Raw genomic sequence first — 20,011 nt, 5'->3', positions numbered from 1 at the left:
TTTTTTTAAGATAGTTAGTATTTGAAGGTAGATTAAAAAGAGCTTATGCCACAGTTACTTAACAAGAGTTTAAAAAAAATTTTACGGTTGTTGTTAATATTTTTTTACCTAAAATATGAAGAGATAGTAGAGACGAAATTAGGAGTGGTAAGGGCTGAAAGGAAATGCCAGATTTCAGAAAAAATCTCAAAAATTTTTTCAACAGTCTTTAGTTAATAAGAAAGCTGCAGGCCCTCTTTTAAAACTGCTGAATTAAAATAACTTTACTCCTCTTTCAAGTTAAAACAAAAACAAACGGCCATGGTTGAAGAATTATTTAGTACCCAGACTTATACCTATGATGAGGTACTGCAAGCATGTTTAAAATATTTTAAAAATGATGAGCTTGCAGCCACTACCTGGATAAATAAGTATGCAGTAAAAGACAAAAAAGGAAAATTTTTTGAGTTGACTCCCGATGATATGCACAGACGTATGGCGAGGGAATTTGCCCGGATGGAGGCAAAATATGCCGATCGTGTAGCGGGAAAAGAGAACCTTTCTGAATACGGAAAGACAAGAGAATTCTTAAGTGAAGAACGTATTTTTCAGCTTTTCAAGGATTTTAAATACAGCATTCCGCAGGGTAGTGTCATGGCGGCCCTTGGGAATGACCAAATGATAGCTTCTTTGTCTAATTGTGTGGTGGTACCACCTGTTTACGATTCTTACGGCGGAATTTTACATACAGACCAGCAGTTGGTGCAATTGTTTAAAAGGCGTTGCGGGGTAGGTGTTGATCTTTCTGGTTTACGCCCCAATAATGCACAGGTCTCAAATGCAGCCGGAACCACTACCGGAGCAGTTTCTTTTATGGAGCGGTTTTCTAACACCACCAGGGAAGTAGCTCAAAATGGCCGACGCGGAGCTTTGATGCTAACTATTGATGTAGCGCACCCCGATGTTGAAGATTTTATCACCATAAAGCAGGACCTTAAAAAAGTTACCGGAGCCAATATTTCTCTAAGGCTTTCAGATGAATTTATGCAGGCGGTAACCGATGATGCCGATTTTACCCTGCGCTGGCCAATTGACAGCCCTAATCCTAAATACACTAAAAAGGTGAGGGCTAAAGAGCTTTGGGATACCATCATAAGATGTGCGCACAATACTGCCGAACCAGGATTGATCTTTTGGGATAAGCAGCATACCTATTCAACTTCTTCCTTCTATCCCGGGTTTAAAAACAGTTCTACAAATCCATGTTCAGAGATTGCCATGCAGGGAGGGGATTCCTGTAGATTGATCGCCGTTAACCTATATAATTTTGTAGATAATCCTTTTACTGAAAATGCTTCTTTTAACCATGAGAAGTTCTATAAAGTGATCTATGAAACCCAGCGTTTAATGGATGATCTTGTAGATCTTGAATTGGAAGCGGTAGAAAAGATTCTTGCTAAAATTGATAAGGACGAAGAGCCAGATTTTATTAAGAAAAATGAAATAGATACCTGGAAGTTACTTGCTGAAAATGGCAAAAACGGAAGACGTACCGGTTTAGGATTCACTGCCCTTGCCGATGCAGTTGCTGCCCTTGGAGTGAAATTTGATACCGATGAAGCTCTTGAAGTAGTTGACAAGATCATGCAGACAAAACTGAAAGGAGAATTTGACAGTAGTATCGATATGGCGATCACAAGAGAACCATTCAAGGTTTTTGATCCTGCTATCGAAGAGAAGTCAGACTTCGTGCAGATGATGAAGAGAGAATTCCCGGGGCAATATAACCGCATGATGCAGCACGGTAGAAGAAACATTTCTATTAGTACCGTAGCTCCTACAGGAAGTCTTAGTATGCTCGCTCAAACTTCTTCAGGAATTGAGCCAGTTTTCATGTTGTCTTACAAGAGAAGAAGAAAAGTCAATGCTTCAGAAAAGAACGCGAAAGTAGCCTTTGTTGATGATACCGGAGATGCTTTTGAAGAATTTACAGTATATCACCCAAAAGTAAAGACCTGGATGGATGCTTCAGGCAAAGAAGCTATTGAAGAAAGCCCTTACGCAGGTGCCACTGCTTCAGAAATTAACTGGCAAAAGCGTGTAGAAATGCAGGCTTTGGTTCAAAAATATACCACGCATTCTATAAGCTCTACAATCAACCTTGCCAGTGATGTGACTACAGATAAGGTAAGTGATATCTATATTGAATCCTGGAGACAGGGACTAAAGGGAATTACAGTTTATCGCGATGGTTCCCGAAGCGGTATCCTTGTTTCTTCAGATGATAAAAAAGATAAAAAAGCCGATGCAGTTCAAAATGTATTTGCTGAAACCTATGCCCCAAAACGCCCTAAGAAACTTGAATCAAGGATCATTCGTTTCAATAACGAAAGTGAAAAATGGCTTGCAGTTGTCGGGATTCTGAATGATCGTCCTTACGAGATCTTTACCGGTAAAATGGAAGATGTTTTCAACCTGCCAAATTGGGTAGAAAAAGGATATGTGATCAAAAACAGGGATGAAGATGGAAACTCAAGGTACGATTTTCAGTTCTGTGATAAGCACGGCTATAAAGTGACCATTGAAGGATTGTCAAGATCTTTTAATGAAGAATACTGGAACTATGCAAAATTGATTTCCGGAGTGCTTCGTCACGGAATGCCAATCCCATACGTAGTTGACCTTATTAACAACCTTAACCTGCTTGACGAAAGCATCAATACCTGGAAAGCAGGAGTTGTACGTGCCCTTAAGCAGTTTGTCCCCGATGGTACACCTGCCGCCGACAAAGAATGTGGCGAGTGTGGAGATCCTGACGGAATCATTTTTTCTGAAGGTTGCCTGGTTTGCAAGAGCTGTGGCTACTCTAAATGCGGGTAAGAATTTAATTTTGTCCCCCGGTAAATAGGAAAACCCCGCTTCTGAAAAGGAGCGGGGTTTTGGTTTTTAACCCCGGACAACACTTTCAGGTTCTGAACCTTAGTAAGGGTTATATTAATTCCCTTTACATCCTTAGATCTCCTTACCTTGATAAAAAAATATTAACTTTTACGTATATTTCATACTTATAGAATATATTTACTATAAATTTTTTTGACATGGGAACTTTCACCTCCTCGCTGCCTCAGGACCTTCTGGATAGACTAAATTCCGAAGCGAAAAAACGTGGAGTGGCAAAAAATAGCCTCATTGAAAAGGCATTGCGAATATATTTGGACCAATTGAACCGGGCGGAGTATGCACGTTCTTATTCTAAAGCAGGCAAAGACGAAGAAATAATGGCTATTGCTGAGGAAGGGATGGTGACTTATCTTAAGGACCTTGAAGATCATTTAACAGAATGAGACAGGGGGAAATTTGGGAGCTATATCTTGATCCGGTAACTGGAGGCGAACAAGGTGGAAGAAGACCTTGCGTGATAATAAGTGGAAATCTTCTAAACCAATATCTTCAGGTGGTAATTGTATGTCCTTTGACTTCAAAAATTAAAAATTACAAAGGGAACTTAATAATTACACCAGATTTAGAGAATGGTTTAGAAAAAGTATCAGAAGTCATGACATTTCATGTAAGATCGGTTTCCAAAAACCGGCTGGATAAAAGAATTGGAAAGATAAGTTCTAAACAGGTAGATTTTATTAAAACAACTTTAGACGATATATTAAGGTATTAAAAACCGTAACAGCACGGATTAGCATTCTGCGTTGAAAAAAAGACCTCACAGGTTTTTGAAACCTGTGAGGTCTTTAATTATATGGTCTATAATTAATATGAGATGGCGCGGATTTGCAATCCGTGCCGATGTCCTGTACTAATGAATTCAAATTGTGAATATTCTAACCGGGAACTTAAAAAGAATAATAAGAGTGTTCTTAACAAAAAGACCTAACAGGTTTCAAAAACCTGTTAGGTCTGAAGAATATCAAGATGGCGCGGATTTGTAATCCGTGCCGGGCTACTTTCTATTCTAAAAAGAATTTATTGTCTTTCTAATCGCTGTCAGGTTGCTCAACAATCTCTCTAAATACTGAATGTCCAGCATATTGGCCCCGTCACTTTTTGCATTGGCAGGATCAAAATGAGTTTCGATAAAAATTCCGTCGGCACCGGTTGCAATTCCCGCACGGGCAATGGTTTCGATCATGTCGGGCCTTCCGCCTGTTACGCCGCTGCTCTGGTTGGGCTGTTGAAGGGAATGCGTTACATCAAGAACAGTAGGGGCAAACTGGCGCATGGTAGGTATTCCCCGGAAGTCAACGATCATGTCCTGGTAGCCAAACATGGTTCCTCTGTCGGTTACCATCACCTGCTCGTTATTGCAGTCCTGAACTTTGGTAACTGCATGTTTCATACTCTCCGGACTCATAAACTGGCCTTTCTTCAGGTTTACTACTTTTCCTGTTTCAGCAGCTGCAATTAACAGGTCAGTCTGGCGTACCAAAAATGCAGGAATTTGCAGTACATCCACATATTCTGCAGCTAAAGTAGCATCTTCGCGTTCATGAATATCTGTAACCGTGGGAACCCCAAAGGTTTCAGAAACTTTCCGAAGAATTTTCAGGGCTTTTTCATTTCCAATTCCGGTAAAGCTGTCAATGCGGCTGCGGTTTGCCTTTTTGAAGGAACCTTTAAAAATATAAGGAATTTGCAGTTTGTCGGTAATGCCCACAATGGTTTCGGCTATGCGCAAAGCCATATCTTCACCTTCAATGGCACAAGGGCCTGCAAGCAGGAAAAAATTTCCGGAGTCGGTATGTTTTATCTGAGGTATCTTATCAAGTTGCATAGAAAAAATTTTAGTGCAAAGATACCTTTTTTAGAACGTTATGTGGAAATGCCTTTTTTAAGACCCTTTTTTGCTTCCGTCTATTTCTGCGGAAGGATCTTCGCTCTCTTCTTCCTCGAACGGCGGCTGAATTTCATAACCCAAAGCTCTTATTATTTTATTGTTGTCATAATAAAAATGAGCTGCACTTACCTTGTTTCCCTCAAATTTGAGAGCTACATGGTATGGAAAGCTTATAGTTTCTCCATTGGGGTAGCTAAGGGTGTTGGTACCCCAATGCAGTACCCAATTTCCCTTCCTGGCACCTTCGGCTATAGACACTCCCAGCCACACGCCATCTTCGGATAATACAGGAGTGGCAGATTCCCGCCCTTTTTTCCAGTACTTTATGGTCTGGTCAATAGTTAAGCTGTCATAACTGCCAAGGTTGTGAAAAATGGCATTTTCAGTAGCGTCTTGCCTAAGGGTTTCCCAGTTTCCGGTTTCATAGGCTTTTACTATTTCTTTCGCTGTTTTCACCAATTGGTCCTGCATGGGAAAATCAAGACTTGGCTGGCCATCTACCTGCGCCATACCGGGCTGCACATTGGCAACTGCTAAGAGCAGGCTAAGGCATAACAGCAGTATTCTCTTCTTCATTCTTCCTTTCGTTCTCATAGCTTTTGTTTTAGGTGATACCTTTTAATTAATATGCTGAATACTAATTACTTAAATTTACTGAATTATACGCTCAAAAGGAATTTCATATTCTTAAAATATGAGAAAGCTCAGTTTTAGGGCATGTCTGGGGCAAATCCTCAACCTCTTCTACATGCTTAAGATGTATAAAATCTACAACAAGCTGCATAACTTTTTAGTAGACAGTTGTTTATGGTTTTTATAAATAAAAATTTAATTCAAAGCCCAGCTGTTTTAAATGGAAAAAATAAACGTACCTTTGCAGCCTTTAAAAATCAGGCGTTTATATGACAGCTATCAAGAATATCGCGATCATCGCACACGTTGACCACGGAAAAACCACCCTGGTGGACAAAATAATGTACCACTGCAGGCTTTTCAGGGAAAACGAAAATACCGGAGACCTTATCCTGGACAACAATGACCTTGAAAGGGAACGGGGCATCACTATTACTTCCAAAAACGTATCTGTAGTTTACAAGGATACCAAGATCAACATTATTGATACTCCTGGTCACGCCGACTTTGGAGGAGAGGTAGAAAGGGTGTTGAACATGGCCGATGGCGTGCTGCTTTTAGTAGATGCTTTTGAAGGGCCTATGCCACAAACCCGTTTTGTACTTCAAAAAGCAATTGACCTTGGATTGAAGCCATGTGTGGTGATCAATAAAGTTGATAAAGAAAACTGTACGCCCGAAGAAGTTCATGAAAAGGTTTTTGACCTTATGTTTGAACTTGGGGCCGAAGAATGGCAGCTTGATTTTCCTTCAGTATATGGTTCAGCCAAGAATAACTGGATGAGCGACGACTGGAGAAACCAAACCGAAAATATTGAACCGCTTCTTGACATGGTGATCGAACATATTCCTTCTCCAAAAGTTGAGGAAGGTTCTCCACAAATGTTGATCACTTCTCTTGACTTCTCTTCCTTTACCGGAAGGATCGCCATTGGTCGCCTTCAACGTGGGACTTTAAAAGAAGGTATGCCTGTTGCTTTGGTAAAAAGGGACGGCAGCATCAAAAAGACAAGGATTAAAGAATTACACACTTTTGAAGGCCTTGGCCGTAGAAAAGTGGAAGAGGTGCAGGCAGGAGATATTTGTGCTTTGGTAGGTCTTGAAGGATTTGAAATTGGAGATACTGTTGCCGATTTTGAAAATCCTGAAGGTCTTAAAACCATCGCCATTGATGAGCCTACAATGAGCATGCTCTTCACCATTAACGACTCTCCTTTCTTCGGAAAAGACGGAAAGTTTGTTACTTCAAGACACATAAAGGAGCGCCTGATGAAGGAGCTTGAAAAGAACCTTGCCCTTAGGGTGCAGGAGACTGATAGTGCCGATAAATTCATGGTCTTTGGCCGTGGGGTTCTTCACTTATCTGTGCTTATTGAAACCATGCGTCGTGAAGGTTATGAACTTCAAATTGGTCAGCCACAGGTGATCATCAAAGAAATTGATGGTGTGAAGTGTGAGCCAATTGAAGAATTGACTATAGATCTTCCTGAAGATGTTTCAGGAAAAGCAGTAGAGATGGTTACCATGAGAAAAGGGGAGATGTTGAGCATGGAAGGAAAAGGAGACAGGATGACTATCCAGTTCCAGATCCCATCCCGCGGAATCATTGGCCTTAGAAATCAGCTGTTGACTGCAACTGCCGGAGAAGCTATTATGGCACATCGCTACAAGGAATATCAGCCGCTTAAAGGTGGTATTCCTGAGCGCCAGAATGGTTCTTTAGTTTCTATGGAAAAAGGAAAAGCAATTCCTTACTCTATTGATAAACTTCAGGATCGTGGAAAATTCTTCGTTGATCCGGGAGAGGATATTTATGAAGGGCAGGTAATTGGAGAGAACTCACGCCAGGATGATATGGTTGTGAACATCACCAAAACCAAAAAACTTTCAAACGTACGTTCATCGGGAGCCGATGATAAAGCGAAGATCGTTCCTGCAATAAAATTCTCTTTGGAAGAGGCCTTGGAATATATTCAGAAAGATGAATATGTAGAAGTAACACCAAAGCACCTGCGTCTTAGAAAGATCTACCTTACAGAGAATGACCGTAAAAGAAATAAGACTATTTAAGATTAAATAATTTTATATCTTAAGGCCTGTCAAAAATGCGATTTTTGACAGGCCTTATTTTTTTATAGAAATCCTCAATCTAAGCATCATTTAGAAATGGAAATTTTAGGAATATCGTATATAGAATGGATTGGATACCTGGCATCTTTTTTTCTGCTGCTGTCCTTCCTAATGAGAAACCTCACCACGCTTAGGTACATCAACAGCCTTGGATGTTTGTTCTTCGTTGCTTACGGAATTTTACTCGATTCCTGGCCGCTCATCATCACTAATGGTGCTATTGTACTAATCAATATCTATTATCTTTTTATTAAACCGAAGGAAAGTTAGAAGAACGAAGGTAGACTTGCGAAATTAGACTTACGAAGCGATTTTAGAAGTGCGAATTACGAAGGACGAAGGTAGACTTACGAAGTACGATTAGAATTATGAATTTATATGACCTCTCAAAAATGTCATTTTTGGAAGGTGTTTAACTGATATACTGAAGCATTTATAATAAGTAAATAACAAAAATGGTAACTTTAATATAAAATAACAAGTGATGACTTCAGGAGATTTGAGAAATAAGGTAAGAGAATATGTTGACACAGCAGATGTAAGACTTCTAAAAATGCTTGAAGCTATAGCGGAAACATATGAAAATGAGGTGAATGAACCTATTTTTGATGAAGATCAATATCAAATTTTAGATTCACGGAGAGAGGCGCATATAAAAGGCGAAAGTAAGTCCCTTTCCTGGGAAGAAGTAAAGCGAAAAATTCAGTCACTGGAATCTGGTACTATAAAACAACTTTGAATTTTGCACCTTAAACCTTAAACCTTGAACCTTGAACCTTGAGCCTTGAGCCTTTGGATTATACAGTTTTCTGAACCACCTCAAATACTTTTTGCCCGTCGCACTTCAGGGTTTTTGAAGGGTATTTAAGAAGTAATGCATAATCGTGAGTGGCCATAAGTATGGTCTTTCCGTTTTTGGAGATTTGCTGCAGTACTTCCATAACTTCTACAGAGGTCTGCGGATCGAGGTTTCCGGTAGGCTCATCGGCCAGGATAAGTTCGGGGTCATTGAGCAGGGCACGGGCAATGGCGATACGTTGCTGCTCCCCACCAGATAACTGGTACGGATTTTTAAAACCTTTGGTACCCATCCCTACCTTTTTTAGCACCTCTTCGATCTTGGCATCCATGGCGGCTTTGTCTTTCCAGCCGGTAGCTTTAAGTACAAACAACAGGTTGTCATATACATTGCGATCATTCAGCAGTTTAAAATCCTGAAACACCACTCCCAGCTTTCGGCGTAGAAAGGGAATATCTTTTTCTCGCAGGGTGCGCAGATCGTAATCTACAATACTTCCTTCTCCTTCGGTAAGGGGCAGGTCGCCATAAAGGGTTTTCATGAAGCTACTTTTCCCTGTCCCGGTCTTTCCTATGAGGTAAACAAATTCCCCTTTTTCAATCTCGATATTGACTTCAGAAAGAATAAGCGTCTCCCGTTGGTAGATCGCAGCGTCTTTTAGGAACAGAACAGTATTTGACATGAAAAATGACATTTTAGAGAGGTAAAAGTAAGAAAGAGAACGTAAATATGAGCGCTTGAGTTGCTTTTCTTCTGCTGAATTTTTTTCAGCTAAATTTTAGGTTTCATTTAACTATAATGCATAATTTATCTTACAATAAAGGCGTTATTACCTTAGAGTTTCTTATATCTTTGAATCATCAACAAAATAAAATCTACGAATGAAACATTGCAAAATCTGCCTTTTTGTTGTTTTTGTTTTCTTTTCAGTTTCCGGTTTTTCACAACAATCTGCCATTCAAACAAATGCACTGGCCGATTATAACCGCGCCCTGGAATTATACAACAATGGGCAATACCTTGCCGCGCAAACCCTCTTTGATGAAGTACAGGATGAAGTGGACGATGAAAGGGTTAAAGCCAACGCCGCTTATTATATCGCCAATGCTGCGATTCGCCTGAACCAACCCGGGGCCGATGCGCTCATGGAAGATTTTGTGCAACGATATCCTACCAGCACTAAAACAAATGCAGCTTACCTCGATGTTGCCGATTATTATTTTGAAACAGGAAAATACTCTCTTGCCCGCAAGTGGTATGATACTGTAGATCAAAGAAACCTGAGCAAGGCCGAAAAAGAGCGATTTAACTTCAATAACGGGTATGCTTATTTTAGGGCCAAACAATATGATGAGGCCAAAGAGTACCTTAACAGGGTAAAAGATTCGAAAAAGTACGGCAGCCAGGCCAAATACTACCTCGGTTTCATGGCTTATGAAGGCGATGACTATGAGCAGGCAAATGCCCTTTTTGAAGAAGTAGAAGATACCGACCGCTATGAAGAAGACCTGTCTTACTTCCAGGCCGATATGAACTTTAAGCAGGGGAATTTTGAAAAGGCCATTGAACTTGGGCTGGAACAGTTGCCCCGTGCCGATCGCCGCGACAGGTCTGAACTCAATAAGATCATAGGCGAAAGTTACTTCAATCTTGGGCAGTATGATAAAGCTATTCCTTATTTAAAGGAATACCAGGGGGAAAGAGGCAAATGGAATAATACCGATTACTATCAGTTGGGTTACGCTTATTTTCAGCAGGGAGATTATGAAGCCGCAATCTCAGAATTCAATAAGATCATTGACGGTAAAAATGCCGTGGCCCAAAATGCATATTACCACCTGGCTCAATCTTACCTAAAGACCGATAAGAAGCAACAGGCCCTCAATGCGTTTAAAAATGCAAGTGAGATGGATTTCAATCCGGAGATCAAGGCCGATGCTGCTCTAAATTACGCCAAGTTAAGCTACGAGATTGGAAACAGCTATGCCAGCACCCCACAGGTTTTGATGAATTACCTGGAGGCTTACCCCAATTCACCTGCTAAAGAAGAGATCAATGAATTGCTCATCAATTCTTTCATTACTTCCAAAAATTATGAGGAAGCAATGCGCCTGCTTAAAGGAAACCGTAATTTCCAGAATAACGTGGTGTACCAGCAGGTAGCTTTTTACCGCGGACTCGAACTTTATAAAGAAGGAAACTATAGAGAGGCCGAAGAATATTTTGACCTGGCTTTAAGCGAAAGACGCGATCCAAGATTTACTGCCTTGGCCACTTTCTGGAAAGCCGAAAGCGATTTTAACCTTCGCAACTTCCAGGATGCACTGGTGGGTTACCGTGAATTTGCCGGTATGAGCGGCGCACAGGGAGTTTCAGAAAAAGAAAACCTGGACTATAATATTGGTTATGCATACTTCAAACAGCGCGATTACGATCGTGCAGTAGAATATTTTAAGCGTTATTCCAATGATACTTCCCACGATAAGGCAAGAAGGAATGATGCTTTTGTGAGATTGGGAGATAGCTACTTTGTAAACAGTAGCTACTGGCCGGCAATGGAGGCTTATAACTCGGCCATTGCATTGAATGGAAACGAGAATGATTACGCTGCTTTTCAAAAAGCCATCAGCTACGGGTTTGTGCAGCGAAACGAGACTAAAATTACGTCTTTGAATGAATTTCTTCAGAAGTATCCGCGTTCTTCCTATCGCGATGACGCGGCTTACGAACTGGGGAATACTTATGTCGCCATGAACAATACAAGCCAGGGAATGCAGGCTTATGACAGGCTTATAAGAGATGTTCCCGGAAGTACTTTTGTTCCGCAGGCTTTACTGAAACAGGGATTGATCTATTACAACAACGATCAGTCTTCTCAGGCTTTGGAGAAAATGAAAAAAGTGGTAGCCGATTACCCGAATTCTGCTGAAGCAATTCAGGCAGTAAGCACTGCGCGCCTCATATACGTTGACATGGGCAGGACCGATGAGTACGCAAACTGGGTTAAAAACCTGGATTTTGTGGAGGTGACGGATGTAGACCTGGATAATACCACGTTTGAATCGGCAGAGAAACAATATCAAAACAACAATACTTCAGCAGCAATTACTGCACTTGAAAAATATCTTAGTTCTTTCCCTAACGGGATTCATGCTGTGCAGGCCAATTTCTACTTGGGGCAGCTACACTTCCGTGAAGGAAATAAGCAGAAGAGTATTCCGTATTACAAGTATGTGATACAAAGATCGGCTTCAGAATATCTTGAGCAATCTTTGGCAAGGCTTTCTGAAATCTACTTGGAGAACAGGAATTATTCCGAAGCAATACCGCTGTTAAAGCGATTGGAGAGCCAGGCATCGTTTGCTCAAAATACCATTTTTGCCCAGTCAAACCTGATGAAGTCTTACCTGGAAGAAGGTAGTTACAACGAAGCAGTAGCCTATGCCGAAAAGGTATTGTCAAATCCTGATGCCGAGACCGATGCGAAGAATGATGCGCAGGTAATCATAGCCCGTGCCGCCATGCGTACAGGAAATGAAGAGCGTGCAAAACGTGCTTATGCAGAAGTGCAGAAATCGGCCACCGGAGAATTGGCTGCCGAAGCTTTATACTACGACGCTTATTTTAAAAATAAAGCAGGAAACCATCAGGCTTCTAATGACGTGGTACAGCGACTTGCGCGTGATTACTCCGGATATAAATTATATGGTGCTAAGGGGCTGGTGCTCATGGCTAAGAATTTCTACGCTTTGGGTGATGCTTACCAGGCAACTTACATCCTTGATAACGTGATCAATAATTTCGCGCAGTTCCCCGAAGTTGTAAAAGAGGCCAGGCAGGAACTTGCCCGCATTAAAGCAGAGGAAGCTAAAACAAATGCTTCTGTAGAGACCAACAATTAAATATTACATAAAAACCTTCCCATGAAAATTAAATCGTTAGGTGTTTTTATCATATTTCTGGTTTTCACCGGCTTCTCGTATGCCCAGGATCTTGGGAGCGAGATGGTAGAAGTGGTAAAACCCTATACCCCCACAGTAAGTGATGCTTTTAAGATAAAAGAGACTCCAAAGATCTCAGATTCTGTGAACCTGGAGAAGAGGCCTGTACAGTACAGTATATTTTCGGTACCTGTGGCTTCTACTTTTACGCCAGCAAAGGGTAGGGCTACGACGGTAGAACGTCAGCGGCCGCCAAAGTTGTTTGACAATTACATCACGCTTGGCTTTGGAACTTACACCAGTGCCCTCGCTGAGTTTTACAGCAATATTGAGGTTACCCGTACCGATAATTTTGGTATTTTTCTCACCCATAATTCGGCACAGGGAGGCATTGACGGTGTAGAACTTGATGATCATTACTACGATACCGAACTCAATCTTAATTACTCTTCCCGAAAAAGGAACCTTATTTGGAATACAGATTTTGGTGTAGAGCACAGGTTGTTCAACTGGTATGGAGTTCGAAGTGATGAAGTGAGCCAGGAGGTTATAAATAATCTTGAGCCACAGCACAATTATTACAGTGTGTACGCAGGCGGAGAAATTAATTGGGAAAAGTCCTTTTTTGACAGGGCAGAGGCTAAGTACAGGTATTTTGGGGATGATTTTGAATCTACCGAGCACCGCCTTACCTTTAAACCTACTCTTGAGATTCCTATTGGTGGCGAATTGTTTCACACCAATCTGATTTTCGATTATCTCAACGGGTCTTTTGCTCCTTATTTTGATGAGGGGGAAGACCTTAGTTACAGCTATATGAACCTGGGAGTGGCTTCGAGCCTTCTTATTTTGCGCGATGACCTTACCCTTAACCTGGGAGCGGCGATTTACTATAGCTATGATTCAGAGAACAGCGACAGCGGGATTTACGTTTACCCTCAGGTGACTGCCAGCTACCGTGCCGCAGGCGATTATTTTATTGCCTATGCCGGCCTGGAAGGGGAGTTGCGACAAAATTCTTATTACGAGTTTACTAAAGAGAATCCTTTTCTTTCACCTGCAGTTGATATAGCCCCTACAGATCAACAGTACAATGCTTATGTGGGTGCTAAAGGAAAATTGTCAACAAATATAGGCTACAACACGCGCTTAAAATACATGACGGAAGATTACAAGCCTCTCTTTAGATCTAATCCCAATGAAATGACTGAGCCGGGAACTAAACCCGAATATGCTTATGGTAACTCTTTTGGTGTTGTTTATGATCAGGTCAATACCATCTCCCTTTTTGGAGAACTTGATTTTGATGTGAACAGTGACTTTAACCTGCGTGTTAATGGAGAGTTTTTCGTTTACGACACCAGTGATGAGGAAGAAGCATGGAACCTTCCAGCTTTTAGAGCCAATTTGATTGGAGATTACCAGATCACAGAAAAATGGTTTGCAGGTGCAAATGTTTTTTTTGTGGGCGAGCGTAAGGATTTTGAGATATACCAAACCAGTGATGTACTCAATTCCGTAAGAACAGAAATAGTGAGCCTGGATTCTTATTTTGACCTTAACCTTAATTTGGGGTACAGATTTAACGACAGGCTTTCAATATTTGCCCGGGGGCAAAACCTGCTGGGAGATAACTATGAAAGATGGGTAGACTATCCTGTGCTGGGAATGCAGGTTATGGCAGGAGCTACTTATAAGTTTGACTTCGGAAGATAACAAACAGAAAATACACCATATTCAAAAAGCCGGTTTTTACCGGCTTTTTTTATGGAAAGAATCTCAGTAATTTTAGACAATCTTAACAATTAGATAACATTGGAATAAAAAGAGGTTTTATGGAAGTGTATAATTTTGCAGCGCAAAAAAAATGTAAAAAAGACAGTTTTATTCGCATTTTTTAGCAATTTTTGAAAACCCTATAATAATCAAATGGCAAAAACTAAATTTAAGAGGATAAAGAGGAATCGGCCGTACTTGAACGTGCTCGATTTTATGGTACAGGAAAAGACATTTCTTGCCATAGTAATTGTAGGACTTGTTCTGGCGGGTATCCTTACCGGTTACGGCCAGGCAGGGATGTGGCTCGGGTTCTTTTTCGCTGCCTACGCTACCGTAGCCAATGACAGTATACAGTCGCTGGGTACCTTTATTGAAAGTAATAAAAATAGAAAATGGTGGGTGATGTGGATCTTCATCGGGAGTATTTTCCTGGCGGTGGTCACCTTTAGCTGGATCTATTTTGACGGTGATGTGACCTATCAACGCCTCCTCAACCCCGATGGCACTACTAAATATCCGCACCCAGAGAACTTCAGCTTTTTCCAGATAATTGCACCTCTGGTACTTCTTATTCTTACCCGTTTAAGAATGCCGGTTTCTACCACTTTCCTTATTTTAAGTGTGTTTAGCGCCGATACGTCGGGGATCACTTCCGTAATATGGAAATCCTGGACCGGGTACATCATGGCATTCATCCTGTCATTCCTGGTTTGGTACCTGTCGTACAACACCATCAAAAAGTACTTTAAGAGCCGTAAATTCAACCAGAGCTGGAACATAGTGCAGTGGGTAGTGAGCGGTACATTGTGGGGAGTTTGGGTGATGCAGGATGGTGCCAATATCGCTGTGTTCCTGCCAAGACAACTCGATCTCTTTCAATTCATCATCTTTGCATTGACCATCTTTACAGGTCTTGGACTTCTTTTCTACCTGCGGGGAGACAAAATTCAGAAAGTAGTAAGTGAAAAAGCGAGGATTTCGGATGTTAGGGCGGCAACCCTCATTGATGCCACTTATGTGATTTTGCTTATCTATAAATTATTTATTAGTACGGTACCCATGTCTACAACCTGGGTTTTCCTTGGAGTAATTGGCGGTAGAGAAATCGCCGTGAGTTTTGCCCGTACCAAAAAAGGTAAGAAACACCGCAAGAAGGCCGGTAAGATGATCTTTAGAGATTTCGCTTACGCCATGATAGGTTTATTTGTTTCTATTGCCCTTGCTGCTGCAGCCAATGCCGATATTCGTAAGGCCATAGGTGAGGCAATTGTGGGCTGGTTCTAAACTTCATGTGCCCAAAACTTTATAAATGCGCTTCTGTTTGGAGCGCATTTTCTATTTTTACCCTAAATCTCTTCACATGATCAAAAAAGCACTATTTCTAATTCTATGCTTCGGAATGTTCTTCGGCTGTAATGACAACGGGAAACAAGAAGCCGATCTCCTGGTAATCAATGCCAATATTTATACTGTAGACGATCAGTTTTCTACTGCGGAAGCATTCGTAGTCAAAGACGGAAAGTTCCTTGCTGTTGGTACTTCAGCTGAAATGCAGGAGAATTACAATGCCACTGAAGTATTGGATGCCCAGGGAAAGACTATTCTTCCCGGATTAATTGATGCGCACGCACATTTCTACGGACTCGGCAGTTCCATGCAGGCTGTAGATCTTACCGGCACTACCAGCTTTGAAGAAGTAGTTGCACGAATAACAGCATTTCAGGAGGAAAAAAATTCCGATTTTATAGTAGGCCTTGGGTGGGATCAAAATGACTGGGAGATAAAAGAGTTTCCCATAAAAGATACGCTTGATGTTCTTTTTCCAGATACTCCGGTTGCCATCACACGAATTGACGGTCATGCCTTACTCGCCAATCAGGCGGCGCTCAATGCAGCTAATATTACAGCAAACACTCCTGCAGAAGGTGGAGAAATCGAAAAGAAGAACGGCAAACTTACCGGGATCCTTATAGACAATCCCATGGCATTGGTAGAGAACGCAGTTCCCGAAGCCAGTGTTAAAGATCAAACCGCAGCTTTACTGGATGCTCAAAAAGAGGTTTTTCAGTATGGTTTAACTACCGTTAATGATGCAGGATTAGATCGTGCTACCATTGAATTGATAGATAGCCTTCAGCAGGCTGGGGAGTTGGAAGTGCGCATCTACGCAATGATAAGCAATACAAAAGAGAACCTGGATTACTTTCTTGACAGGGAGCCTCTAAAAATGCCCAGGTTAAATGTGCGGTCGGTGAAATTTTATGCCGATGGTGCCCTGGGGTCAAGGGGAGCTGCTTTAAAGGAACCTTATTCCGACAAGCACAACCACTACGGCGCCTTACTTTCTTCGGTGGCCGACTTTAAGAAGACTGCTGGCAGAATTGCAAATTCGCCCTACCAAATGAATACCCATGCCATTGGAGATTCGGCCAATGTTGTGGTGCTAAAGACCTATGATTCTCTGCTTTCAGACGCCGGAGATCGCCGTTGGAAAGTTGAACATTCACAAATAATTGCCCCCGAAGATTTTAAATATTTCAGTAAAAATATAATTCCGTCAGTGCAACCTACCCACGCTACAAGCGATATGTACTGGGCTGGAGAAAGACTGGGCGAAGAGCGGGAAAAAGGTGCTTATGCCTATAAAAAACTGCTCGAAGAAGCCGGTATAATCGCTTTGGGCACAGATTTTCCTGTAGAGCAGGTGAGCCCATTCCTCACCTTCTATGCGGCAGTGGCACGTAAGGATACTAAAAATTATCCTGAAGGAGGTTATATGCCCGAGCAGGCCCTTTCGAGAGAAGAAGCCTTACGCGGAATGACAATTTGGGCAGCTTACAGCAATTTTGAAGAAGATGAAAAGGGATCGATAGAACCTGGAAAGTATGCAGATTTTGTCATTTTAGACAGGGATATCATGAAGGTTTCTGAAGAACAAATCCCCGATATGAAAGCCAGTGCTACTTATCTTGACGGGAAAAAGGTTTATGGAAATTAGAAGACTTTAAAGAAATGCGATTTTAAAAGTACGACTTTAGAAGTACAAAGTAGTAGAAAAAGGACCCCTTAAAAGCACATTTTTGAGGGGTTTGTTGTGAGTTATAACGAACAAAGTAAATGTTGATCTGATGCTACCCGAAATTTTATTTTAAGTGAAAAGTATTTGCATATTTCTCTAAAACGATTATGATCTTGAATTTTACTTTCCTCCATTGGCCTTTAGGTCGAGCTTGCACTGCTCGTCAAAGTCGAGGATATTTTGATCATTTTCAAGAAACCTGAGCGGCGAGGAGCTAAATTCAATGGCCGCGGCCATTAAACACCCGTCAACGCTGCAGTGCGCCCGGGAGCCTTTATCGGGGTCTTCATGTTCACTCTGTGCGGGGCTTCCGTTGTTCACCAGGCCAAAGAGGTGTCCAAATTCGTGGTGCAGGGTCACTGTTTGGATATCGTTTTTGGAGACGCTGCCCGTCATATCACTTAATTCCTGATTGTCAAAAATAACCAGAGAGGTATTGAGGTAAGCTTTTCCTAGAATGCGGAAGTTGGCTTTACTATCCTCACTTTTGTTGTCGGCAAAAAAGATAAATACTCCTAATTTATCATCTTCAGAAAAAACGCTGCGGTGCTGTTTTTCAACCGTTTTAATTTCTTTGATAGAATAGGATCCCATTTGAGGGCTTACAATCGCGCGGGTTTTAAGGCTTATGCCACCCGGCTTGTGGGTATAGCGTTCAAGAAAGTTTGTTAAGCTTTGCAGCACCTGGTCTTCGGGCTTATGGCCCATCACGTAAACCACGTCTAGTTCAATGCGGGTAAAGGTTTCATCGCTTAAAAAATCCCGTGCCGAAGCGCCCAAAACCAGATTATTACTGTACACCGAAGGTTTCTTGTCGGCATCATCAATGCTGCAACCCGTTAAAACGAATAACAACAAGATGCAGGCGGAATGGAAATTTTTCTTCATTCTACTTTTTTACTGTAAGCCTTGCCAGGTAATCATAATGTTCGCCTTCATATATTTTTTCACAGTTAAAGCGGTGCTTGTCAGCTGCTAAAGATAATGATTCAAAATCAAGGTACAACCAGTCAAAACTATTGGAGGTTTCAGCCTTATAGCTCAATCGGTAGGTGAGTTCGCCATAGTAACCGTTTGTAGTATCCACCCAAACGCCTCCGTCTTCATCGGTATCAAAAAGGTAAATAAGGTCTGAAGAATCAATTAAAACCTGGCCATTTTCAGCAAGAAGATTCTTTAGCTGCTCAAAAAAGGCATCCAGGAACTTCATTTTTCCTACGATACCTGTTCCATTCATCAGCAGTAAAATCGTGTCGAATTTTTCTTCGGAAAGTTCTTCAAAAGCAATATTTCTGGCATCCGAAATTCCGCGTTTGCGACACACATCTATAGCTCCGGTTGAAGTATCTATAGCTGTAACTACAAGATTGCGCTCCTGCTGAAGGTACAGGGAATGACTACCCGCCCCGCAGCCTACATCCAGCACCTTTCCCCGGCACAATTTGAGGGCTTGCTGTTCAAGTGGCGGCATTTCTTTATAACTTCTGAAGAGGTAGGGCACCGGAATCACATCATCATCAAAGTCGGGCGAATGCACAACAATATCAGTTTCATCAGCTTTTTCGAAGAAAGCAGTAATTGCTTTTCCGAAGATATCGGGATTATTTTTTGGCTTGTTCACGTGTTGGTTCTGTTTATCTTTGCGGCATGCAGGATGAATTAAATGGGCTTCCGCAAAAGGCCAAAGATAAACATACAGAGAATAAGAAATTTTTTTCGCGTCTTAAAAAGAAGCCACCGCGGCATCTTGACCTGCAAATGCAGGAGCTGCACGAAGAAGAATTTAGCCGCACCGATTGTCTTACCTGCGCTAACTGCTGTAAAACCACCGGACCTCTGTTTACCAATAAAGACATTGAGCGCATCTCAAAGCACCTGCGCCAAAAACCACAGCAGTTCATTGACCAGTACCTGCGCATAGATGAAGATAATGATTACGTGCTGCAGGAAGTACCCTGTGCTTTTTTGGCTCCCGACAATTATTGCCTCATCTACGATGTACGGCCCAAGGCCTGCAGTGAATTCCCTCACACCAACCGGAAAGACTTTCACAAAATCTCAAACCTCACCATTAAAAATGTCGCTATCTGTCCGGCAGCTTTCAGGATTGTGGAGGAGATGAAGAAGAGACTGCCTTAGTTTTTGTTGCGGGTCTTGTTGTTGCGGGTTGCACGTTGTCTTGTTACAAGTTGTATTGTTGCGGAGTATTGTTGCAGGTTGCACGGTTGCAGGTTGCGGGTTCCGAGTTCCGAGTTACTTCCTGTACGTGCCTACAAAATTCTTATCTTTTAATTTTCAATTAAAAGAAGATTATGGCAAATTCATATAAAGAGCTGGAGATTTTTCGCACCTCATTAGCTTTATTTTACAAGGTTCACACATTAAGTTTGAAATTACCTAGACACGAGCTTTATGAATTAGGAAGTCAAATTAGAAGGTCAGCAGATTCAGTAAATACAAATATTGTTGAAGGTTACGGAAGGAGAAGGTACAAAGGAGATTTTCTAAAGTTTCTGGTTTATTCACATGCAAGTAATGATGAAACTATAAATCATTTGGAGAAAATCCTTCATCTTTATCCAGAAATAATGGAAGATCAACATTACCTGAAGAATGATTATAACGACCTGGGTCGCAAAATAAATTCCTTTATAAAATATGTTGAGAAATCCTGGAAAACCTAAGAACAAAGATTAAAAGTTTCTGATTAAATAATTCTGCGGTATAAACCTGAACCACGAATTCCGCAACCCGCAACTCGAAACCTATATACTTCCGGCAGAAAAACTTTCAACTTCTAATAAACCTGAAACCGTGCAACCC

17 protein-coding genes are annotated in these 20,011 nt (G+C 41.5%); 12 read left to right on the top strand and 5 right to left on the bottom strand.

The genetic code is table 11. The annotated features are described in order from the left end of the window. The first annotated feature begins 300 nt into the window (after positions 1–300). The 3 genes from V5739_RS03325 (at position 301) to V5739_RS03315 (ending at position 3,652) form a co-directional block, all read left to right on the top strand. On the top strand, positions 301–2,859 hold the full coding sequence (locus V5739_RS03325; protein WP_266069881.1) for an adenosylcobalamin-dependent ribonucleoside-diphosphate reductase: 2,559 nt from the start codon (positions 301–303) through the stop codon (positions 2,857–2,859). 218 nt (positions 2,860–3,077) lie between these two features. Beyond that, the gene (locus V5739_RS03320; protein WP_345599160.1) at positions 3,078–3,323 is read left to right on the top strand and encodes a CopG family transcriptional regulator; all 246 of its coding nucleotides are present in this window, start codon (positions 3,078–3,080) and stop codon (positions 3,321–3,323) included. After that, entirely contained in the window at positions 3,320–3,652 is a 333-nt protein-coding gene (locus V5739_RS03315) for a type II toxin-antitoxin system PemK/MazF family toxin (RefSeq protein WP_423819626.1), read from the top strand. Before V5739_RS03320 ends, V5739_RS03315 begins: the two co-directional genes overlap by 4 nt. A gap of 294 nt (positions 3,653–3,946) precedes the next feature. Here V5739_RS03315 and kdsA read toward each other — a convergent pair whose 3' ends face one another. Together kdsA and V5739_RS03305 are read right to left on the bottom strand one after the other, a co-directional pair. Beyond that, positions 3,947–4,765 carry a 3-deoxy-8-phosphooctulonate synthase gene (gene kdsA / locus V5739_RS03310; protein WP_423819625.1) on the bottom strand — a complete coding sequence of 273 codons (819 nt, stop codon included), beginning with the start codon at positions 4,763–4,765 and terminating at the stop codon, positions 3,947–3,949. A 57-nt stretch (positions 4,766–4,822) separates the two neighbouring features. Continuing rightward, entirely contained in the window at positions 4,823–5,422 is a 600-nt protein-coding gene (locus V5739_RS03305; protein WP_266069884.1) for a nuclear transport factor 2 family protein, read from the bottom strand. Positions 5,423–5,730: 308 nt separating this feature from the next. Between V5739_RS03305 and typA the strand changes: the two genes are divergently transcribed. From typA to V5739_RS03290, 3 genes are all read left to right on the top strand, one after another. Then, a complete protein-coding gene (gene typA, locus V5739_RS03300) occupies positions 5,731–7,530 on the top strand; it encodes a translational GTPase TypA (protein ID WP_423819624.1) in 1,800 nt (599 codons plus the stop codon). 96 nt (positions 7,531–7,626) lie between these two features. Further along, positions 7,627–7,860, top strand: a complete 234-nt coding sequence (locus tag V5739_RS03295) for a uroporphyrinogen decarboxylase (protein ID WP_345599155.1) — start codon at positions 7,627–7,629, stop codon at positions 7,858–7,860. Positions 7,861–8,074: 214 nt separating this feature from the next. After that, the gene (locus V5739_RS03290; RefSeq protein WP_423819623.1) at positions 8,075–8,329 is read left to right on the top strand and encodes a hypothetical protein; all 255 of its coding nucleotides are present in this window, start codon (positions 8,075–8,077) and stop codon (positions 8,327–8,329) included. A 58-nt stretch (positions 8,330–8,387) separates the two neighbouring features. On the opposite strand, the gene V5739_RS03285 is transcribed toward V5739_RS03290, so the two are convergent. Next, entirely contained in the window at positions 8,388–9,071 is a 684-nt protein-coding gene (locus V5739_RS03285; protein WP_423819622.1) for a cell division ATP-binding protein FtsE, read from the bottom strand. A gap of 199 nt (positions 9,072–9,270) precedes the next feature. Between V5739_RS03285 and V5739_RS03280 the strand changes: the two genes are divergently transcribed. The 4 genes from V5739_RS03280 (at position 9,271) to V5739_RS03265 (ending at position 17,107) form a co-directional block, all read left to right on the top strand. Then, on the top strand, positions 9,271–12,291 hold the full coding sequence (locus V5739_RS03280) for a tetratricopeptide repeat protein (RefSeq protein WP_423819621.1): 3,021 nt from the start codon (positions 9,271–9,273) through the stop codon (positions 12,289–12,291). A gap of 21 nt (positions 12,292–12,312) precedes the next feature. Then, the gene (locus tag V5739_RS03275; RefSeq protein WP_423819620.1) at positions 12,313–14,046 is read left to right on the top strand and encodes a TonB-dependent receptor; all 1,734 of its coding nucleotides are present in this window, start codon (positions 12,313–12,315) and stop codon (positions 14,044–14,046) included. A 213-nt stretch (positions 14,047–14,259) separates the two neighbouring features. Then, positions 14,260–15,393 (top strand): hypothetical protein, encoded by a 1,134-nt coding sequence (locus tag V5739_RS03270; protein WP_423819619.1) that lies wholly within the window; start codon positions 14,260–14,262, stop codon positions 15,391–15,393. Between the two features lie 76 nt (positions 15,394–15,469). Continuing rightward, a complete protein-coding gene (locus tag V5739_RS03265) occupies positions 15,470–17,107 on the top strand; it encodes an amidohydrolase (RefSeq protein WP_423819618.1) in 1,638 nt (545 codons plus the stop codon). Positions 17,108–17,308: 201 nt separating this feature from the next. On the opposite strand, the gene V5739_RS03260 is transcribed toward V5739_RS03265, so the two are convergent. Next, positions 17,309–18,076, bottom strand: a complete 768-nt coding sequence (locus V5739_RS03260; RefSeq protein WP_423819617.1) for a hypothetical protein — start codon at positions 18,074–18,076, stop codon at positions 17,309–17,311. A gap of 1 nt (position 18,077) precedes the next feature. Then, entirely contained in the window at positions 18,078–18,809 is a 732-nt protein-coding gene (locus V5739_RS03255) for a class I SAM-dependent methyltransferase (protein WP_423819616.1), read from the bottom strand. A gap of 26 nt (positions 18,810–18,835) precedes the next feature. Here V5739_RS03255 and V5739_RS03250 point away from each other — a divergent pair, with 26 nt between their 5' ends. Next, positions 18,836–19,327, top strand: a complete 492-nt coding sequence (locus V5739_RS03250; protein ID WP_266069905.1) for a YkgJ family cysteine cluster protein — start codon at positions 18,836–18,838, stop codon at positions 19,325–19,327. A 173-nt stretch (positions 19,328–19,500) separates the two neighbouring features. Beyond that, on the top strand, positions 19,501–19,872 hold the full coding sequence (locus V5739_RS03245) for a four helix bundle protein (protein WP_423819615.1): 372 nt from the start codon (positions 19,501–19,503) through the stop codon (positions 19,870–19,872). The last annotated feature ends 139 nt before the right edge of the window (positions 19,873–20,011 follow it).

Source organism: Salinimicrobium sp. TIG7-5_MAKvit, from assembly GCF_049569215.1.
Classification (GTDB): domain Bacteria; phylum Bacteroidota; class Bacteroidia; order Flavobacteriales; family Flavobacteriaceae; genus Salinimicrobium; species Salinimicrobium profundisediminis.
This window is presented reverse-complemented; position numbering and strand designations above follow the sequence as displayed.